The sequence below is a fragment of the Herbiconiux flava genome (assembly GCF_013409865.1).
Lineage (GTDB): Bacteria > Actinomycetota > Actinomycetes > Actinomycetales > Microbacteriaceae > Herbiconiux > Herbiconiux flava.
Window position 1 is genome coordinate 1,528,934 of the sequence record NZ_JACCBM010000001.1, and the last position, 18,937, is coordinate 1,547,870.

Consider the following 18,937-nt stretch of genomic DNA (forward strand, 5'->3'; position numbering starts at 1 on the left):
CCGCGTTCGTTCAGCAGACTCAGACAACAAAGGACTCATCAGTACCGTGGCGAAGATCGCAGATCAGATTGACGTGGCTCCCGAGAGCTACTCCACCGAAACCCCGGCCGACGAGGCGCCCCGCGCCCCCCGTGCCGTCCTCAACGTCTCCGGCGCAGCCGTGGGACGTCGCAAGCAGGCCATCGCCCGCGTGCGCCTCGTTCCCGGTGCCGGCACCCTCGTGGTGAACGGCCGCGAGTTCGCGGACTACTTCCCGAACAAGCTGCACCAGCAGCTGATCACCGACCCCTTCAAGGTGCTCGACCTGATCGGCTCCTACGACGTCGTCGCGAAGATCACCGGCGGTGGCCCCTCCGGCCAGGCCGGCGCGCTCCGCCTCGCCATCGCGCGTGCGCTGAACGAGATCGACCGCGAGAACAACCGCGCTCAGCTCAAGAAGTCGGGCTTCCTCACTCGTGACGCCCGCGTCATCGAGCGCAAGAAGGCCGGTCTCAAGAAGGCCCGCAAGGCGTCGCAGTTCTCGAAGCGCTGATCGCTCTTCGGCTCTACGCTTAGCCTATGGCTCGCCTTTTCGGCACCGATGGGGTGCGTGGGCTCGCGAACCAAGACGTCACGGCCGACCTCGCCCTGCGCATCGCGCAGGCAGGCGCCCGTGTCCTTGGTGCCGCGGCCCGAGACGCCGGTCGACGACCGGTCGCCGTGGTCGCCCGCGACCCCCGTCAGTCCGGTGACTTCATCGCGGCCGCCGTCTCGGCGGGGTTCGCGAGCTCCGGCGTCGACGTCCTCGACGCCGGAGTGCTGCCGACCCCGGCCGCCGCGTTCCTGATCGCCGACATCGGCGCCGACTTCGGCGTCGTCATCTCGGCCTCCCACAACCCGGCGCCCGACAACGGCATCAAGTTCTTCGCCGCCGGGGGCAAGAAGCTGGCGGATGACATCGAGATCGCCATCGAGGCGGCGCTCGGGCATCCGCAGCTCACCCCGCTCGGCGGCGACATCGGCCGCATCAGGCGCTTCGCCGATGCGGAGGACCGCTACGTGGTGCACCTGCTGACCACGCTGCCGCACCGGCTCGACGGCCTGCACGTCGTGCTCGACTGCGCCCACGGTGCGGCCGCCGGCGTCTCGCCCGAGGCCTTCAACCAGGCCGGGGCGCGCATCACGGTGATCGGCAACGATCCCGACGGCATGAACATCAACGACGGCGTCGGCTCGACGCACCTCGGCCAGCTCGCCGAGGCGGTCGTGGCCGCGGGGGCCGACGTCGGCATCGCGCACGACGGCGACGCCGACCGCTGCCTCGCGGTCGACGCCGACGGCAACGTCATCGACGGCGACCAGATCATGGCCATCCTCGCGCTGGCGCAGTCCGATCGTGGCCAGCTGCGGGAGAACACGCTCGTGGCGACCGTCATGTCGAACCTCGGCCTCAAGGTCGCCATGGCGCATCACGGCATCACGATGCTCGAGACGCGGGTGGGCGACCGCTACGTGCTCGAGGCCATCAACGAGCGGGGCCTCAGCCTCGGCGGCGAGCAGTCGGGGCACATCATCTTCGCCGACCACGCCACGACCGGCGACGGCATCCTCACCGGCCTGCAGCTAGTCAGCCGGATGGCCGCGACCGGCAAGAGCCTGGCCGAGCTGGCGGCCGTCATGAAGGTCTACCCGCAGACCCTCGTGAACGTGCGCGGCGTCGACCGCGACGGGGTGTCGAACGACGCCGTGCTCGCGAACGCCGTGGCCGAGGCCGAGGCCGATCTCGGTGAGACCGGCCGGGTGCTGCTGCGCCCCTCCGGCACCGAGCCGCTCGTGCGTGTGATGGTCGAGGCCGGAGACCAGGCCACGGCCGACCGCATCGCGGAGTCTCTCGCGGAGGTCGTGCGCCAGCGCCTCTCGACGGGTGTCGAGCGCAGCCTCTGACACCCCTGCAGCTCAGAGCTTGCGGAGGAGGACCTTGCTGACGCGGTGGTCGGCGTCCTTGCGCAGCACGAGGGTGGCGCGCGAGCGCGTCGGCAGCACGTTCTCGAGCAGGTTCGGCAGGTTGATCGAGCGCCAGATCGACCGGGCCGTCTGACGCGCCTCGTCGTCGGACAGGCTCGCGTAGCGGTGGAAGTACGACTTCGGATTCGCGAAGGCGCCGTCTTTCAAGGCCATGAAGCGGGTCTCGTACCAGTCGGCGATGTCGTTCGTGCGGGCATCCACGTAGACCGAGAAGTCGAACAGGTCGCTCACCGCCAGTCGGTTGCTCGCCGGCGGCTGGAGCACGTTCAGTCCCTCGACGATGAGGATGTCGGGCTGGCGCACGACGATCTGCGCCTCGGGCACGATGTCGTAGCTGAGGTGCGAGTAGAAGGGGGCGCGCACCTCGGGGTTGCCGCTCTTCACGGCGGTGACGAAGCGGAGCAGCGCTCGCCGGTCGTACGACTCGGGGAACCCCTTGCGCTGCATCAGCCCACGCCGCTCGAGCTCGGCGTTGGGCAGCAGGAAGCCGTCGGTGGTGACGAGCTCGACCCGGGGCGTGTCCGACCAGCGCGCCAGGAGCTCTCGGAGCAGCCGGGCGGTCGTCGACTTGCCCACGGCCACAGAGCCCGCGATGCCGATGACGAACGGCGTGCTCTTCGACGTCTCTCCGAGGTAGTCGGTGGTCGAGCGGTGCAGCTGCTTCGCGCTGGTGGCGTACAGATTGATCAGGCGCGCCAGCGGCAGGTAGACCTCGTCGACCTCGCGGAGGTTCAGCGGGTTGCTGAGACCCCGGAGCTGCACGATCTCGGTCTCGGAGAGCGGCAGCGGGGTCGACGGCGCCAGAGCCGCCCAGTGCGCCCGGTCGAACTCGGTGAAGGGGCTGAACTGCGCGAGGCCGGTCGAAGCGGAATCGGGCATAGGACTCCTATTGTGCACCGTCCGGAGCCCGGCGGCGGCACCCGCAGCCTCCGCCGGGCGCCGCTGTCAGGGTGGCGTCGGCGGCCTCGGTTACACTCGGACCCATGTGTGGAATCGTGGGTTACGTCGGCAGCAACAGCAGTCTCGAGGTGCTCCTCGGGGGCCTCCGCCGGCTCGAGTACCGCGGCTACGACTCCGCCGGAGTGGCCGTGATCGGCGTCGACGGAACGCTGTCCACGCGCAAGCGCGCCGGCAAGCTGGCCGTGCTCGCCGACGACCTCGAGGCCTCGCCGATGGCCGACGGTCAGACGGGCATCGGGCACACCCGCTGGGCGACGCACGGCGGCCCGACCGACGTCAACGCGCATCCGCATCTCTCGGCCGACGGCCGCATCGCGCTCATCCACAACGGCATCATCGAGAACTTCGCCGGCCTCAAGCAGGAGCTCCTCGACGACGGCTTCGTCTTCGACAGCGAGACCGACACCGAGGTGGCGGCGAAGATGCTCGGCCGCGAGTACGAGGCGGGCGGCGGCCTGGCCGCAGCGCTCGGCCGCGTGGTCTCGCGCCTCGACGGCGCCTTCACCCTGCTCGCCGTGCACCAGGACGAGCCGGGCGTCGTGGTCGGCGCCCGTCGCAACTCGCCGCTCGTGATCGGGCTGGGCGAGGGCGAGAACTTCCTCGGCAGCGACGTCGCGGCGTTCGTCGAGCACACCCACCGCGCCCTCGCCATCGGCCAGGACCAGATCGTGGTCATCACCGCCGACGAGGTCACCGTCACCGACTTCGACGGCGAGCCCGTCGAGACGCACGAGTTCGAGGTGTCGTGGGACGCGTCGGCCGCCGAGAAGGGCGGCTGGTCGAGCTTCATGGCGAAGGAGATCAGCGAGGAGCCGGAGGCCGTGGCCAACACGATCCTCGGCCGGGTGGTCGACGGCCAGGTCGTTCTTCCCGAGCTAGAGGGCCTCGACGAGATGCTTGCCGGCATCGATCGCGTGATCGTGATCGCCTGCGGCACCGCCAGCTACTCCGGGCTCGTCGGCAAGTACGCCATCGAGAAGTGGGCCCGCGTGCCCGTCGAGGTGGAGCTCTCGCACGAGTTCCGCTACCGCGAGCCGGTGCTGAACGAGCGCACCCTCGTGGTGTCGATCAGCCAGTCGGGCGAGACGATGGACACGCTGATGGCCGTCAAGTACGCCATCGCGAACGGCGCCCGCACGCTGTCCATCTGCAACACCCAGGGCGCCACGATCGCCCGCGAGTCCGACGCCGTGGTCTACACGCACGCCGGCCCCGAGGTCGCGGTCGCGTCGACCAAGGCGTTCGTCGCCCAGATCACCGCGCTCTACCTCTTCGGCCTGCACCTCTCGCGGGTGCGCGGCACGCTCGACCCCGAGGTCGCGGCGCACCAGCTCGCCGAGCTGCAGAGCATCCCCGCCAAGATCGAGCAGGTGCTCGGCAACGGCGCCGAGATCACGCAGCTCGCGAAGTGGATGTCCGACAGCCGTGCCGTGCTCTTCCTCGGCCGTCACGTCGGGTACCCGATCGCGCTCGAGGGTGCGCTGAAGCTCAAGGAGCTGGCGTACATCCACGCCGAGGGCTTCGCAGCCGGCGAGCTGAAGCACGGACCGATCGCGCTGATCGAGCCCGGCCAGCCGGTCTTCGTCATCGTGCCGAGCCCGCGCGACCCGAACTCGCTGCACGCCAAGGTCGTGTCGAACATCCAGGAGATCCGCGCCCGCGGCGCCCGCATCCTCGCGATCGCCGAGGAGGGCGACGTGGCCGTGCTGCCGTTCGCCGACGAGGTCATCCGCATCCCGCTCGCGGCGCCGCTGTTCGAGCCGCTGCTCACGGTCATCCCGTTGCAGCTGTTCGCCATGGAGCTCGCGACGGCGAAGGGGCTCGACGTCGACCAGCCGCGCAACCTCGCCAAGTCGGTCACGGTCGAGTAGGCCGTCGTGATCGTCGGAGTCGGAGTCGACCTGGTCGACGTCGCCCGTTTCGAGCGCGCCCTCGAGAAGACACCGCGGCTGCGCGAGCGGCTGTTCACCGAGGGCGAGCGGGGGCTCCCGGTGCGCTCCCTCGCGGCGCGCTTCGCGGCCAAGGAGGCGCTGATCAAGGCCGTCGGGCACTCGACCGAGTTCCGCTGGCACGACATGGAGATCGTCTCGAACGACGACCGCAACCCGGCCTTCGCCGTGGCCGGCGGCGTGGCGGCGGCGCTGGCCGAGCTCGGGGCCGCGCACCTGCACCTGAGCATGACGCACGACGGCGGGAACGCGATGGCGTTCGTGGTGGCCGAGAGCGGTGCCGCGTGAGCGCGGCGGGTCCGGGCGCTGAGGTGGGCGCTGCCGCGGCATCGGGCGGCGCGGCAGCCGGCGGCGCGGTGCCGGCCCTCCGGCGGGCCCACGTCGACGTCGGCGCGCTGCGGCGCAACGTCGAGACGGTGGCACGGGTGGTGGCCCCGGCCGCGGTGATGGCCGTGGTCAAGGCCGACGGCTACGGGCACGGCGCCGAGCGCGCCGCCCGGGCTGCGGTCGCCGGGGGAGCGACGATGCTCGGGGTCGCCGACGTGGCCGAGGCGCTCGCGCTCCGGGCCGCCGGCATCGACACGCCCGTGCTGGCGTGGCTGCACGACGCCGATCCCGACTTCTCGAGCGCCGTCGAGGGTGGCGTGACCCTCGGCATCAGCACGCGACGGCAGCTCGAGCGGGCCGCCGAGGCGGGATCGGTCGGGTCGCCCGCGCTGCTGCACCTCAAGATCGACACGGGGCTCGGCCGGAACGGTGCCGTGCGCGCCGACTGGGCCGGGTTCTTCGAGACGGCACGGGGCTTCGAGGCCGAGGGGCGGGTGCGGGTCGAGGGGCTGTTCAGCCACTTGTCGAACACGGGGCCCGACGACGACCGCGCCCAGCTGGCGGCCTTCGAGGAGGCGACCGCGCTGGCGCGGGCGGCCGGGCTCCAGCCGCGCATCCGTCATCTCGCGTCGACCGCCGGGGCGCTGCGGCTGCCCGAGACGCGGCTCGACCTGGTGCGGCTCGGAATCGGGCTCTACGGGCTGTCGCCCTACGACGACGCCGACTCGGCCGCCCTCGGGCTCGTGCCCGCGATGCGCGTGGAGAGCCGGCTGATCTCGGTGAAGCGGGTGGCCGCCGGCACCGGCGTCTCGTACGGCTACACCTACCGGCCCGCCGCCGACTCGTGGCTCGGCCTGGTGCCGCTCGGCTACGCCGACGGCATCCCGCGCCACGTCTCGAACACGGGCAGCGTCTGGGTCGACGGGCGCGTGCATCCGATCGTGGGCCGCGTGGCGATGGACCAGTTCGTCGTCGACCTCGGCGAGCACGAGGCCGCCGTCGGAGACCGGGTCGTGCTGTTCGGCGACCCGGTGGAGGGCTTCCCCTCGGCCGACGACTGGGCCGAGGCCGCCTCGACCATCAACTACGAGATCGTCACCCGGCTCGGCCGGCGCGTGCAGAGGGTGGAGTCATGAGCGGGCTCTCCGGCGCGGTGCCGGCGCGACGGGCCGTGATCGACCTCGGCGCGTTCCGGCACAACGTGCGCACCCTGTCCGAGCTGGCGAAGCCGGCCGAGACGATGCTGGCGGTCAAGGCCGACGCCTACGGGCACGGCATGGTGCCGCTCGCCCGTGCCGCGCTGGAGTCGGGCGCGAGCTCGCTCGCGGTGCTCGACATCCCGGCCGCTCTGGCGCTGCGCGAGGCCGGCATCACGGCGCCGATCTTCGCCTGGATGCACGATCCGGACGCCCTCTTCGGCGAGGCGGCCGAGGCCGACATCGACCTCGGCATCTCGGCGGTGTGGCAGCTGGACGCCATCGCGGCGGCCCGCGCATCCGTCGCCCCCCGCGTGCACCTCAAGATCGACACCGGGCTCAGCCGCAACGGGGCCACGGAGGCCGACTGGCCGGCACTCGTCACGTCGGCCCTCGAGCACGACCGGGCAGGAGCCGTGAAGCTCTACGCGGCCTGGTCGCACCTCGCCGACGCCTCTCCCGAGGACGACGGTGTCGCGCTCGGCAAGCTCCGCCGCGCGGTCGAGGTCGCCGAGGGTTTGGGCGCCCGCTTCGAGAAGCTGCACCTCGCGGCGAGCTCGGCGGGCATCCGGATGCCCGAGGCGCGGCTCGACATGGTGCGGTTCGGCATCGCGGCCTACGGGGTGTCGCCGTTCGACGACCAGAGCGCGCGCGACCTCGGGCTCCGCCCCGTGATGACGTTGACCGCTCCGGTGGCGTCGGTGAAGCGCGTTCCCGCGGGGCACGGCGTCTCGTACGGCTTCGCCTACCGCACCGAGGGCGAGACGACGCTGGCGCTCGTGCCGCTGGGCTACGCCGACGGCATTCCGCGCATCGCGAGCGGGCGCGCCTCGGTGTGGATCGACGGGCGGCGGCACCCCATCGCCGGGCGCATCGCGATGGACCAGTTCGTCGTCGACGTGGGCGACCACCAGGTCGAGCCGGGCGACGAGGTCGTCGTCTTCGGCGAGGGCGACCGCGGCGAGCCGACGGCCGAGGAGTGGGCGGGCTTCGCCGACACCATCGGCGACGAGATCGTGGCGCGCATCGGCGCCCGCGTCGAGCGGGTGCACGTGGAGGGCGCTCCGGGCGGAGCGGGGCGATGAGCGGGGCGGGGCGGTTCGCCGAGCTGGCGGCCGCGGTCGGCGCGTCGGGTTCTGCGGGTTCCGGCCCGGGTTCGGCCGCCCTCACCGTCGACGATCCCGAGCGGATGCACGCGTTCGGCGTCGAGGTCGGGCGACGCCTCGGCGCGGGCGATCTGGTGCTGCTCACCGGCGACCTCGGGGCGGGCAAGACCACGTTCACGCGCGGTCTCGGCGAGGGGCTCGGCGTGCGCGGACCGGTGACGAGTCCGACGTTCGTGCTCGCGCGCACGCATCCGTCACTCGTCGGAGGGGTGCCGCTGGTGCACGTCGACGCGTACCGGCTCGGCAGCGCGCTCGAGCTCGACGACCTCGACATCGACTTCGAGCACGCGGTGGTCGTCGTGGAGTGGGGCGCCGGGCTGATCGAGGCGCTGGCGGAGTCGTGGCTGTCGATCACGATCGACCGTCCGCACGGCGCGGGGTCGGGTGACGACCCCGAGGTCGAGGAGGGGGCCGAACCCGTCGAGCCCCGGCAGGTGACGCTGGCGGCGGTCGGGCCGAGCTGGGCGTAGTCCGGGGGCAGGTGCCGCCGGGCATCCGGTCGCCGCATCGGCCAGGCGCGTTAGGCTCGGGGGGTGCTTCTCGCCATCGACACCTCTGCCGGCACGTCGGTCGCCGTGGTCGACGGCGACCTGGTGGTCGCCGAGCGGGCGACCGAGGACACGATGCGCCACGCCGAGGTGATCGGCGAGATGATCGCCGGTGTGCTCGACGAGGCCGGCGTGGAGCCCGCGCGGCTCGACGAGGTCGTGGCCGGCATGGGCCCCGGCCCGTTCACCGGCCTTCGGGTCGGCATCGCGGCCGCCCGCGCCTTCGCGCTCGGCATCGGGCGACCGCTGACCCCGGCCGTGAGCCACGACGCGGTGGCGCTCGACGAGTGGTCGGCCGGCACCCGCGGTCCGCTGCTGGTGGTGACGGATGCGCGCCGCCGCGAGCTCTACTGGTCGAGCTACGACCTCGGCTCCGACGGGGCCTCCCGCACCGACGGCCCCGGACTCTGCCGCCCCGACGAGCTGCCCTACCCCGACTTCGAGCGGGTGGACGCCACCCAGGTGTCGGCCGGAGCCCTCGGTCGTGCGGCCCTCATCCGCCGGGCGGCCGGTCTGCCGGTGGAGTACACCGAGCCGCTCTACCTGCGCTCGCCCGACGTGACCGTGCCGGGGGCGCGCAAGCGGGTGACCCGGTGACCGAGGCGCCGCCCGCGCTGCGCCCCGCGACCGAGGACGACCTCGACGCGATCATGGCGCTCGAGGAGTCGTCGTTCACGTCCGACGCCTGGTCGCGCGACTCGATGCGGCGCGAGCTCGCCAGCCCGTTCTGCCACTACCTCGTCGCGGTGCGGGGGAGCGGCGGCCTCGCCGGCTACGCCGGGCTGCTCTGCCCGCCGGGATCCTCCGACGCGGACATCCAGACCATCGCCGTCGACCCCGCCGACCGCGGCCACGGCCTCGGGCGCGCCCTGATGACCGAGCTGATGGCCGAGGCCGGCCGACGCCGCGCCCGCCAGATCTTCCTCGAGGTGCGCGCCGACAACCCCGTCGCCCACGGCCTCTACCGCTCGCTCGGCTTCGACGACATCGCCGTGCGTCCGAACTACTACCAGCCCGACGGCGTCGACGCCGTCGTGATGCGGGCCGAGCTCGGCCGCCCCGCCGGAAGGACCAGCGCATGACCCGCGAGCCCGTGGTGCTCGGCATCGAGACCTCCTGCGACGAGACCGGCATCGGCATCGTGCGCGGGCGCACGCTGCTCGCCAACGTGATCTCCTCCTCGATGGACGAGCACGCCCGCTACGGGGGCGTCGTGCCCGAGGTCGCCGCCCGCGCGCACCTCGAGGCGATCAACCCGGCGCTCGAGGCGGCGCTCGCCGAGGCGGGCGTCGGCTTCGACGAGCTCGACGCTATCGCCGTGACCAGCGGGCCCGGGCTCTCCGGCGCCTTGATGGTGGGCGTCGGGGCGGCCAAGGCGCTCGCCGTCGCGACGGGCAAGCCGCTGTACGCCGTGAACCACCTCGTCGGCCACGTCGGTGCCGACGTGCTCGACGCCGAGCCGCTGGAGTACCCGACGGTCGCGCTGCTCGTCTCGGGCGGGCACACCTCGCTGCTCGTCGTGCGCGACCTGGTCGGCGACGTCGAGTTGCTCGGCGAGACCATCGACGACGCCGCGGGGGAGGCCTTCGACAAGGTCGCGCGCATCCTGGGGCTGCCCTACCCGGGCGGACCGCAGATCGACCGTGCGGCGGTGGGCGGCGACCCGGCGGCGATCCGCTTCCCCCGAGGGCTGATGCTGCCGAAGGACCTGGAGCGGCACCGCTACGACTTCTCGTTCTCCGGCCTCAAGACCGCCGTGGCCCGCTGGGTCGAGAAGGCGCAGGACGCCGGCGAGGAGGTGCCCGTGGCCGACGTCGCCGCGAGCTTCCGCGAGGCGGTCGTCGACGTGCTGCTGACGAAGGCGTTCCGGGCCTGCGCCGATCTCGGCATCCCGCGACTGCTGCTCGGCGGCGGCGTGGTCGCCAATGCGCGCGTGCGGGAGGCGGCCGCCGAACGGGCGGCGGCCCAGGGCGTGCAGCTGCGCATCCCACCGCTGTCGCTCTGCACCGACAACGGCGCCATGATCGCCGCCCTCGGCGCCCAGCTCGTCGCGGCGGGGCACCGGCCGAGCGGCCTCGGTTTCGGGGCGGACTCCACGTTGCCGGTCACCGAGATCCAGGTGGACGAGCGGCCGTCGGCGGGCTGAACGCGCGTCATCCCGCGACACCGAGATTGACAGATTCTCACGGCCACGCCACGATAGTGCCGTCCCTGTCTATCGGCAACCTTGGAGCCCCTCGTGACGAACCCCACCCCTCCCGCCTACGCCGCCGGCCCCGTCGCCGAGCAGAAGTGGAACGTCCTCGCGATCGTCGCCTTCGTGATCTCGCTGCTGTCGTTCAACGTCATCGCCATCGTGCTCGGCGCGATCGCGCTCAGCCAGATCAAGAAGACCGGTGAGAAGGGCCGCGGCCTCGCGCTGGCCGCCATCATCATCGGCGCCGTCACCATCGTGTTCTACATCGTGCTGTTCATCGTGATCTTCGCGGTCGCGGCCAGCCAGGGCACGGTCACCACCTACTGAGTCGTCGGGCGCAGGCGGCTCCCGGCTGCCTGCGCCTACTCTGTTAACGATCCAGGCAGCGCCGCCGGCCTTGCCGCCACACGAAAGGGTCCCTCCGTGAGCGACACCACCCCTCCGGCCGCCGGAGAACCGCCCGTCCCGCCCGTCGCACCTCCCGTGCCGCCCGCCCCGCAGAACCCCCAGGCCCCGCAGGCACCTCAGCCGCCCGTCGGCGGCTACCAGTCGGCCCCGCCGCCGCCGCAGTCGCAGCCGCCCGTGCAGGGCTACGCCCAGAACCAGCCGCCCGCCTACGGCCAGGCGCCCCAGCAGGGCTACGGCCAGCAGACCCCGCCCCCCGGCTACCCGCCCCAGCAGCAGCAGCCGTACTACGGCTACCAGGCTCCGGCGACGCCGCCGATGAACACGCTCGCGATCATCACGATCATCCTGGCGTTCGTGTTCTCGATCGCCGGCATCGTCACCGGCCACATCGCCTTGAAGCAGATCGACCGCACCGGCGAGCAGGGGCGGGGGCTCGCGAAGGCAGGCCTCATCCTGAGCTATGTGTTCACGGGTCTCGGCGTGCTGCTCGTGATCTTCTACATCGTGTTCGTGGTGCTCGCCATCGCGATCGCGGGCACCTCGGGCACCTACTACTAGGCCGCTCGAGCCGCCGAACCGCTCGAGCCGCCGAACCGCTCGAGCCGCTCGAGCCGCCGAGCGAGGCGGCGAGCCCTCAGCCCACCCGGTCGACGAGCAGCGCCTCGTGCGCGCCGTCGACCCGGGTGAGGATGAGGGTCGCCGACTCCGGGCCCTTCAGCGACAGCCGGGTGCGCAGCGCGGCCGGGTCGACGTCGACCCCGCGCTTCTTGATCTCGAGCGTGCCGATCCGCCGCTCGCGCAGCGCCCGCTTGAGCGCCGTCTCGCTCGCCGGCAGCCGCTCGCGCACGCGGAAGGCCGACGCGAAGGGCGTCTCGACCACCGAGTCGGCCGTGAGATACGCGATACCGGCCGAGAGCATGCCGGCATCGAGGCGTTCGGCCAGTGCCCCGATCAGCCGGGCGCGGATGATCGAGCCGTCGGGCTCGTAGACGAACTCCCCGAGCGGCCGCACCTCCGCGTCCACGCTGTCGGCCGCAGCGGTCAGCTCGGCCGATCCGCCCTCGCGCACCACGAGCGCCGAGCGCCGCACTCCGGAACGGGCGAGCGCCCCGAACCAGAGCCCCATCTCGACGAGCTGCCCGTCGACCGAGACCCACTGCGCCTCGGCGGAGCCCGGGATCTGCTCGCGATCGAAGCCCGGTCCGAGCTTGACGCCCACGGGCATCCGCTCGCCCAGCCCGAACGCGAAGCCGACCGAGGGGGAGTAGTCGTCGGGCCGGGTGAGCCGCGAGGTCTCGCCGGTGCCCGCAGTGCGCCGGGCGGGGTCGAGGTAGACCGCGTCGACGCCCTCGAGCGAGACGCTCTCCGCGTCGGCGTGCACCACCTCGACGTCGGGGAAGGCGGCGAGGTTGTAGGCGGCCAGCGCGGCGGTGACCTCGTCGCGTTCGACGGCCAGCACGGGGATGCCGAGGGCGGCGATGGCCAGCGCATCCGCCCCCAGGCCGCAGCCGAGGTCGGCCACCCGCCGCACGCCGGCGTCGCGGAAGCGGCCCGCGTGCAGGGCGGCGACCTTGAGCCGGGTGGCCTGCTCGAGGCCGGCCTGGGTGTAGAGCAGCCGGTCGGCGAAGCCGCCGAACTTCGCCCTGGCCTTCTGCCGCAGGCGCGACTGGGTGAGCGCGGCGGCCACGAGCTCGGGGGAGTGGCCCGCCTTCCGCAGGGCGGCGACCTGCTGCACCGCGCCCTTCGCGGAGTACTCGGGAAGGGAGTCGACGAGCCGGAGCCCCTCCGTGGTCAGCAGCAGCGACAGCTCGGCGGAGTCCATCCGGCCACGCTACCAAGCGTGGGCCGATTGTTGGCACTCGCGTTGCGGGAGTGCCAATGAAGCCTCTAAACTCGATTTAGCACTCTCGGAGTGAGGGTGCTAACCAGACGTTTTTGTAACTGAGAAAGAAGAGGTCAACCGTGTCGGTCTCCATCAAGCCGCTCGAGGATCGCATCGTCATCAAGCAGGTCGAAGCTGAGCAGACCACTGCTTCCGGTCTCGTCATCCCTGACACCGCCAAGGAGAAGCCCCAGGAGGGCGAAGTCGTCGCCGTCGGCCCCGGCCGCATCGACGACAACGGCAACCGCATCCCGCTCGACGTCGCCGTCGGCGACAAGGTCATCTACTCCAAGTACGGCGGAACCGAGGTGAAGTACGGCGGAGAAGACCTGCTCGTGCTCTCGGCCCGCGACGTGCTCGCGGTCGTCGTCCGCTGACGCATCCTTCTTCACGCAGAACCCCGGGTGGCCTGGCCATCCGGGGTTCTGCCGTTCCCGGGCCCGCAGCCGCCTCTGCGGGTCGCGGCGCAGGGGTAGGCTGACGCGGTGCCCGACCGTTCCGCCCCCGCGCTCACCTTCCGCGCCGGTCTGCTCTACGCCGTCGGGGCCTACGTGCTGTGGGGCGTCCTCCCCCTCTACTTCCTCCTCATGCAGCCGGCCGGCGCGTTCGAGATCGTCGCCTGGCGCATCCTGTTCTCGCTGGTGTTCTGCGCACTGCTGCTCACGGTCACGCGCGGCTGGCGGCCCTTCCTGGCTATCGCCCGGCAGCCCCGGCTGCTGTTCCTGATGGCGCTGGCGGGCCTCCTGATCTACATCAACTGGCAGACCTACATCCTCGGCACGCTCTCGGGTCAGGTCGTCGAGACCTCCCTCGGCTACTTCATCAATCCGATCGTCACCGTGCTGCTCAGCGTGCTCGTGCTGCGCGAGAAGCTCAGGATGCTCCAGTGGGCCGCCATCGGGATCAGCCTCGTCGCCGTGCTCGTGCTGGCCGTCGGGCACGGCACGGTGCCGTGGCTCGCCCTCGTGCTGGCGGCCTCCTTCGGCACCTACGGTCTGGTCAAGAAGCACGTCGGCCCCCGGGTGGACGCGGTCAGCGGACTGTCCCTCGAGACCGCCTGGCTCGCCCCGCTCGCGACCGTGCAGCTGATCGTCGTCTCGATGCTGCCGGGCGGCCTGGTGTTCGGCACCGTCAGTCCGGTGCACACGGGCCTGATGCTGCTCTCGGGCGTCGCCACCGCCGTGCCGTTGCTGATGTTCGCCTCGGCGACGCGGCGACTGCCGCTGGCCTACGTGGGCTTCATCCAGTTCGTGGCGCCCATCCTGCAGTTCGCCATCGGGGTCTTCGTGCTGCACGAGCCCATGCCGCCGGAGCGCTGGGCGGGCTTCGCCGTCGTCTGGGTCGCCGTGCTGGTGCTGATCGTCGACATGGCCCGGGCCGCGCGGCGCTGAGAGCGCTCCCCAGGTCACCGCGAGATAACGATTGTCCTGTGTTACACGCCTGTAACACGGGCGTATTGTCCCGGTGCCGATCACCGCATAGCGTGATGGAACGGCCGATTCTTCGAGTCTGCCGAGAAACTGCACACATTCACATAAGGAGCACCATGAGCGTATTTGCGAAGGCCACGGCCTCGCGCTCGAAGCCCCTCTCGATCGTTGCCGGCGTAGCCGCGTTCAGCGCCACGGCCCTGCTGCTGGCCTCGTGCGCGTCGACGCCCGCGAGCGACGGCGGAGAGACCACCGCGGCGGCAGCACTCTGCGGCCCCGACGCTGCGACCGCAGCGGCCGACATCACGCCCGTCGCACCCGAGACGGCGCAGACCCGCGAGACCAAGCTCAAGCTCGGCTCGATCCTGCCGACCACGGGCTCGCTGGCCTACCTCGGCCCGCCCGAGATCGCCGGTGTCGACCTCGCCATCGACGAGATCAACGCGTCCGCGTCGGGCATCCTGGGCGGCAACGCCGAGGTCATCCACCGCGACTCGGGTGACACCACCACCGACATCGCGACCCAGTCGGCCACCGACCTGCTCAGCCAGGGCGTCGCCGGCATCGTCGGCGCCGCGTCGTCGGGTGTCTCGTTCACCTTCATCGACCAGGTGACCGGTGCGCAGGTCGTCCAGGTGTCGCCGGCGAACACCTCGCCCGACTTCTCGACCTACGCCGACGGCGGGTACTACTTCCGCACCGCACCGTCCGACGTTCTGCAGGGCCGCGTGCTCGGCAACCTGATCGTCAACGACGGCGCGACCAACGTCGGCATCATCTACCTGAACGACGCCTACGGCTCGGGCCTGGAGGAGAACGTCTCCAAGGCCGTCGAGGCCGCCGGTGGCACCGTCGTCGCCTCCGAGGCGTTCAACGAGGGTGACAGCCAGTTCAGCGCTCAGATCGACGCCGTCGTGGCCGAAGACCCCGACGCCATCGCGCTGATCGCCTTCGACCAGACCAAGGTCATCATCCCCGAGCTCGTCGGAACCAAGGGCTTCGACGGCAGCAAGGTCTACTTCGTCGACGGCAACCTCGCCGACTACTCGGCCGACTTCGAAGAGGGCGTGCTGAACTGCGCGAAGGGCACCCTGCCCGGCGTGCTGGCCGACGACGCCTTCAAGGCGAAGCTGCTCGGTGTGAACCCCGACCTGAAGGACTTCAGCTACGGCGCAGAGTCCTACGACGCGGTCAACCTGATGGCCCTCGCGGCCGTCGCGGGCGGCTCCGCCACCGGTCCGGTCATCCAGGCGAACATGCAGGCGGTCTCCGAGGGCGGCACGAAGTGCACCAGCTTCTCCGAGTGCGCCGACCTGCTCGCTGCGGGCACCGACGTCGACTACGACGGCGTCTCCGGGCCCATCACCTTCGATGAGAACGGCGACCCGACCGAGGCGTACATCGGCATCTACCAGTACGGCAAGGACAGCACCTACTCGCCGCTGAACGTCGAGTTCGGCTCGCTGGCAGGCTAGTCACACCAGACGGAAGGCCCGGCTCCCCTCAGGGGGCCGGGCCTTTCGGCGTTCCGGGGCGCCTGGTCTCGCTGCCGGGCGGGGCGCGGTCAGCCGGCCAGCTGGGCCCTGAGCGTCTGCACGAGCTCCCAGGTGCCGGGATCGGCGAAGTCGAGCGGCTCGAGGGTGTGCGCGACGACCGTGTCGCCACTGCGCTCGACATGCGTGGTCGGGAGCGCACAGGGCGGTGCCTGCCGGACCCACGAGTGCACAGCTCCCGGTGCGGGCAGCGGCCCGAGGATGAGATACCCCGTCGTCACCTCGCAGCACCGCCGCCCCGGCTGCGTGCGCAGCACGAAGTTGCCCACCTCGAAGCGCCCGCCGCCCCAGGAGCCGCGGAAGCGCCGCAGCGTGCGCTGTTCGTGGCCGAGCTGGAACAGGGCGCCCTGGGCCGGCGCTCCGGGCGCGCTCCGGTCGTAGACGAGCCCGTTCACGGCCGCGAAGGAGCGGAGGCGAGTCTCGCGGCGACCACGGGCCATCAGGGGCGCGACGACGAGCGGGGGAACGAGAAGGGTGGGCACCGACCGAGACTACGTCCGGGTCGGTGCCCACCCTCGTGAGCAGTTATTGCCTAATCGTGTGGGTCAGCGTCAGTGGCCCTGGTCGGCCGCCAGCGTGCCGAGGTAGAGCTCGATGACCTTCGGGTCCTTCATCAGCTCGCGGCCGGTGCCGGTGTACGCGTCCTTGCCCTGGTCGAGCACGTAGGCGCGGTCGCAGATCTGCAGGCAGCGGCGGGCGTTCTGCTCGACCATGATCACCGAGACGCCGGCGCGGTTGATCTGGTGCACCCGCATGAAGGTCTCGTCCTGACGCACGGGGGACAGGCCCGCCGAGGGCTCGTCGAGCAGCAGCACCGACGGCTCCATCATCAGCGCACGGCCCATGGCCACCATCTGCCGCTCACCGCCCGAGAGCGAGCCCGCGCGCTGCTTGCGGCGCTTGCCGAGCTCCGGGAACAGCGTCGTGACGAAGTCGAAGCGCTCCGAGAAGATCGAGGGCTTCTGGAACAGGCCCATCTCGAGGTTCTCCTCGATCGTCAGGCTCGGGAACACGTTGTTGTTCTGCGGCACCATGCCGACGCCCTTGGAGACGAGCTTGTTGGCCTTGAGGCCCGTGATGTCCTCGCCCTTCAGCACCACGCGACCGCCGCGGATCTTGATCTGACCGAAGATCGCCTTCAGCACGGTCGACTTGCCGGCGCCGTTCGGGCCGATGATGCCGATCAGTTCTCCCGGGAACGCCTCGATCGTGCATCCGTTCAGGATGTTCACGCCGGGCAGGTAGCCGCCCACGAGGTCTTCGGTTCGCAGCACGGCCTCGCCACGGTCGGTCGGGGCGAGGGTGTGGGTCGTCGACGATTCCGCCGACAGGGTGCTCTCGGAGTCGTTGTGCTCGTTGGGGCCTAAGTCGCTCATGCCTTGTCCTTCTCGCCGTAGCCGGTCGTCTCGGCCTCAGGATGCGCCTCGTGCGCCTTGCGCTCCGCCTCCAGCACCGGGTTGGGGCCGTCCTCCATGAGGTCGCCGAGGTCGGTGTCGTGGTGGGCGCCGAGGTAGGCGTCGATCACGGCCGGGTCCTTCATGACGGTCTCGGGCGGGCCCTCGGCCACGACGCGGCCCTCGGCCATCACGACCACCCAGTCCGAGATGTGCATGACCATGTGCATGTCGTGCTCGACGAACAGCACCGAGGTGCCGTCCTCCTTGAGGTTCTTGATGTGGCCGAGCAGCGACTGCGTCAGCGCCGGGTTGACACCGGCCATCGGCTCGTCGAGCATGATCAGCTGGGGCTTTGACATCAGCGCACGCGCCATCTCGAGCAGCTTGCGCTGACCGCCCGACAGGGAGGCCGCGTAGTCCTCGCGCTTCGCGTCGAGCTTGAAGCGGGCGAGGAGGTCGTCGGCACGCGCCGTGTTCTCCTCCTCCTGCTTCTTCCAGATCGGGCGGATGAGCGAGGCGAACAGCTTCTCGCCCTTCTGGCCGGTGGCGCCGAGCAGCATGTTCTGCAGCACGCTCAGCCGACCGAGCGACTTCGTCAGCTGGAAGGTGCGCACCATGCCGGAGCGCGCCACCTTGAAGGCCGGAACGCCCGCGAGCGACTTGCCGTCGAACTCCCACGTGCCCGTGTTCGGCTTGTCGAAGCCGGTCAGCAGGTTGAACATGGTCGTCTTGCCGGCACCGTTCGGGCCGATCAGGGCGGTGATCTTGCCGCGCGGGATCTCGAGGTGATCGACGTCGACCGCCTTGAGGCCGCCGAACTGCCGCGTCACGCTGTCGGCGATGACGATGGGGTCGACCTTCGCGCATCCGGGACCCACCTCGCCCTTGACGAGCGGGTGCGTGGTCGGGATGCCGGAGACCGGCGCGGTGGAGGCGGGGAGATTAGACACTGAAGGACAGCTCCTTCTTGTTTCCGAAGATACCTTGCGGTCTGAAGATGACGAGCAGCATCAGGGCGACACCCACGAGGATGAATCGCACCTGGCCCGCCTGGGTGGTCGAGAGGAAGCCGATGGCCCCCGACTCGATCGCGCCGTACAGGATGCCCTGAGTCAGCGACAGCACGACCCAGAAGATCATCGAGCCGATGATCGGGCCGAAGATGGTGGCCGCACCACCGAGGAGCATGATCGTCCAGATGAAGAACGTCAGGCCCGTGGTGTAGTTCGCGGGCTGCACGGCGCGAGGCAGGATGAAGATGATTCCCGCGACCGAGCCGAGCACGCCACCGAGCACTAGCGACTGCATCTTGTAGGAGTAGACGTTCTTGCCGAGGCTGCGCACCGCATCCTCGTCCTCACGGATGCCCTTGACGACGCGGCCCCAGGGGCTGCGCATGAGCAGGAAGACGAGCACGCTGGCGAGGATGACGATCACCCAGCCGACGATGCGCACCCACCAGTCGTAGGCCGAGTAGGTGAACGGCCCGAACCCGTAGGTGCCCTGCGGGATCGGGTTGATCGCCGCGAAGGTGCCCTTGAAGCCCGAGAGTCCGTTCGCCGCACCAGTGAAGTCGGTCAGGCCCGTGGTCGTGACCACGTATCTCACGACTTCTGCGGCCGCGATCGTGACGATCGCCAGGTAGTCGGCCCTCAGTCTCAGCGTCGGTATGCCCAGGATGAACGCGAAGATCACCGAGCAGAGGATCGCGCAGATCACCGCCACCACGAGCGGGGCGCCCGCGAGGGTCGGGATCGCGAAGCCGTAGGCCCCGATCAGGAGGAACGCCGCCTGACCGAAGTTCAGGAGGCCCGTGTAGCCGAAGTGGATGCCCAGGCCGATGGCCGCCAGCGCGTAGGCGGCGGTCGTCGGGCTGATCAGCTCGCCGACGGCGTTGCCGAAGATGTTTCCCCAGTCCAT

General features: G+C 70.9%; 21 protein-coding genes. 15 read left to right on the forward strand and 6 right to left on the reverse strand.

Annotated elements, in window-relative coordinates; all coding sequences use genetic code 11:
• Positions 1–46 precede the first annotated feature (46 nt).
• Complete coding sequence (rpsI, locus tag BJ984_RS07405) at positions 47–532, forward strand: 30S ribosomal protein S9 (protein WP_173183364.1); 486 nt, start codon at positions 47–49, stop codon at positions 530–532.
• A gap of 26 nt (positions 533–558) precedes the next feature.
• Positions 559–1,923, forward strand: a complete 1,365-nt coding sequence (glmM, locus tag BJ984_RS07410; protein ID WP_179547464.1) for a phosphoglucosamine mutase — start codon at positions 559–561, stop codon at positions 1,921–1,923.
• 12 nt (positions 1,924–1,935) lie between these two features.
• Here glmM and coaA read toward each other — a convergent pair whose 3' ends face one another.
• Positions 1,936–2,883, reverse strand: a complete 948-nt coding sequence (coaA, locus tag BJ984_RS07415; RefSeq protein WP_179547465.1) for a type I pantothenate kinase — start codon at positions 2,881–2,883, stop codon at positions 1,936–1,938.
• Between the two features lie 104 nt (positions 2,884–2,987).
• Between coaA and glmS the strand changes: the two genes are divergently transcribed.
• The 10 genes from glmS (at position 2,988) to BJ984_RS19055 (ending at position 11,313) form a co-directional block, all read left to right on the forward strand.
• Positions 2,988–4,835, forward strand: coding sequence for a glutamine--fructose-6-phosphate transaminase (isomerizing) (gene glmS, locus BJ984_RS07420; RefSeq protein WP_173183367.1), 1,848 nt, complete (start codon positions 2,988–2,990; stop codon positions 4,833–4,835).
• Between the two features lie 6 nt (positions 4,836–4,841).
• Positions 4,842–5,201, forward strand: a complete 360-nt coding sequence (locus BJ984_RS07425; protein WP_173183368.1) for a holo-ACP synthase — start codon at positions 4,842–4,844, stop codon at positions 5,199–5,201.
• A 68-nt stretch (positions 5,202–5,269) separates the two neighbouring features.
• Positions 5,270–6,376: an alanine racemase gene (gene alr, locus BJ984_RS07430; RefSeq protein WP_179549374.1), complete on the forward strand. Its 1,107-nt coding sequence runs from the start codon at positions 5,270–5,272 to the stop codon at positions 6,374–6,376.
• Complete coding sequence (gene alr, locus BJ984_RS07435; protein ID WP_179547466.1) at positions 6,373–7,521, forward strand: alanine racemase; 1,149 nt, start codon at positions 6,373–6,375, stop codon at positions 7,519–7,521. Before alr (BJ984_RS07430) ends, alr (BJ984_RS07435) begins: the two co-directional genes overlap by 4 nt.
• A gap of 104 nt (positions 7,522–7,625) precedes the next feature.
• Positions 7,626–8,072, forward strand: coding sequence for a tRNA (adenosine(37)-N6)-threonylcarbamoyltransferase complex ATPase subunit type 1 TsaE (gene tsaE / locus BJ984_RS07440; protein ID WP_218870299.1), 447 nt, complete (start codon positions 7,626–7,628; stop codon positions 8,070–8,072).
• A 63-nt stretch (positions 8,073–8,135) separates the two neighbouring features.
• Positions 8,136–8,747: a tRNA (adenosine(37)-N6)-threonylcarbamoyltransferase complex dimerization subunit type 1 TsaB gene (gene tsaB, locus BJ984_RS07445; RefSeq protein ID WP_179547468.1), complete on the forward strand. Its 612-nt coding sequence runs from the start codon at positions 8,136–8,138 to the stop codon at positions 8,745–8,747.
• Positions 8,744–9,232, forward strand: coding sequence for a ribosomal protein S18-alanine N-acetyltransferase (gene rimI, locus BJ984_RS07450; RefSeq protein WP_271206441.1), 489 nt, complete (start codon positions 8,744–8,746; stop codon positions 9,230–9,232). Before tsaB ends, rimI begins: the two co-directional genes overlap by 4 nt.
• Positions 9,229–10,296 carry a tRNA (adenosine(37)-N6)-threonylcarbamoyltransferase complex transferase subunit TsaD gene (tsaD, locus tag BJ984_RS07455; protein WP_179547469.1) on the forward strand — a complete coding sequence of 356 codons (1,068 nt, stop codon included), beginning with the start codon at positions 9,229–9,231 and terminating at the stop codon, positions 10,294–10,296. The genes rimI and tsaD overlap by 4 nt, the downstream gene beginning before the upstream one ends.
• Before the next feature lie 93 nt (positions 10,297–10,389).
• Positions 10,390–10,674 (forward strand): DUF4190 domain-containing protein, encoded by a 285-nt coding sequence (locus tag BJ984_RS07460; RefSeq protein WP_173183373.1) that lies wholly within the window; start codon positions 10,390–10,392, stop codon positions 10,672–10,674.
• Positions 10,675–10,770: 96 nt separating this feature from the next.
• Positions 10,771–11,313, forward strand: a complete 543-nt coding sequence (locus tag BJ984_RS19055) for a DUF4190 domain-containing protein (RefSeq protein ID WP_179547470.1) — start codon at positions 10,771–10,773, stop codon at positions 11,311–11,313.
• A gap of 76 nt (positions 11,314–11,389) precedes the next feature.
• On the opposite strand, the gene BJ984_RS07470 is transcribed toward BJ984_RS19055, so the two are convergent.
• Positions 11,390–12,577, reverse strand: coding sequence for a class I SAM-dependent methyltransferase (locus BJ984_RS07470; protein ID WP_179547471.1), 1,188 nt, complete (start codon positions 12,575–12,577; stop codon positions 11,390–11,392).
• Between the two features lie 140 nt (positions 12,578–12,717).
• Between BJ984_RS07470 and groES the strand changes: the two genes are divergently transcribed.
• From groES to BJ984_RS07485, 3 genes are all read left to right on the forward strand, one after another.
• Positions 12,718–13,014, forward strand: coding sequence for a co-chaperone GroES (groES, locus tag BJ984_RS07475; protein WP_173183376.1), 297 nt, complete (start codon positions 12,718–12,720; stop codon positions 13,012–13,014).
• Positions 13,015–13,122: 108 nt separating this feature from the next.
• On the forward strand, positions 13,123–14,028 hold the full coding sequence (gene rarD / locus BJ984_RS07480) for an EamA family transporter RarD (RefSeq protein ID WP_179547472.1): 906 nt from the start codon (positions 13,123–13,125) through the stop codon (positions 14,026–14,028).
• A 155-nt stretch (positions 14,029–14,183) separates the two neighbouring features.
• Positions 14,184–15,542, forward strand: coding sequence for an ABC transporter substrate-binding protein (locus BJ984_RS07485; protein WP_179547473.1), 1,359 nt, complete (start codon positions 14,184–14,186; stop codon positions 15,540–15,542).
• Between the two features lie 89 nt (positions 15,543–15,631).
• Here BJ984_RS07485 and BJ984_RS07490 read toward each other — a convergent pair whose 3' ends face one another.
• From BJ984_RS07490 to BJ984_RS07505, 4 genes are all read right to left on the reverse strand, one after another.
• Positions 15,632–16,102: a hypothetical protein gene (locus BJ984_RS07490; RefSeq protein ID WP_179547474.1), complete on the reverse strand. Its 471-nt coding sequence runs from the start codon at positions 16,100–16,102 to the stop codon at positions 15,632–15,634.
• Between the two features lie 69 nt (positions 16,103–16,171).
• Positions 16,172–16,996: an ABC transporter ATP-binding protein gene (locus BJ984_RS07495; protein WP_179547475.1), complete on the reverse strand. Its 825-nt coding sequence runs from the start codon at positions 16,994–16,996 to the stop codon at positions 16,172–16,174.
• A complete protein-coding gene (locus BJ984_RS07500) occupies positions 16,993–17,967 on the reverse strand; it encodes an ABC transporter ATP-binding protein (protein ID WP_373877392.1) in 975 nt (324 codons plus the stop codon). Before BJ984_RS07500 ends, BJ984_RS07495 begins: the two co-directional genes overlap by 4 nt.
• Positions 17,960–18,937: a branched-chain amino acid ABC transporter permease gene (locus BJ984_RS07505; protein WP_173183381.1), complete on the reverse strand. Its 978-nt coding sequence runs from the start codon at positions 18,935–18,937 to the stop codon at positions 17,960–17,962. Before BJ984_RS07505 ends, BJ984_RS07500 begins: the two co-directional genes overlap by 8 nt.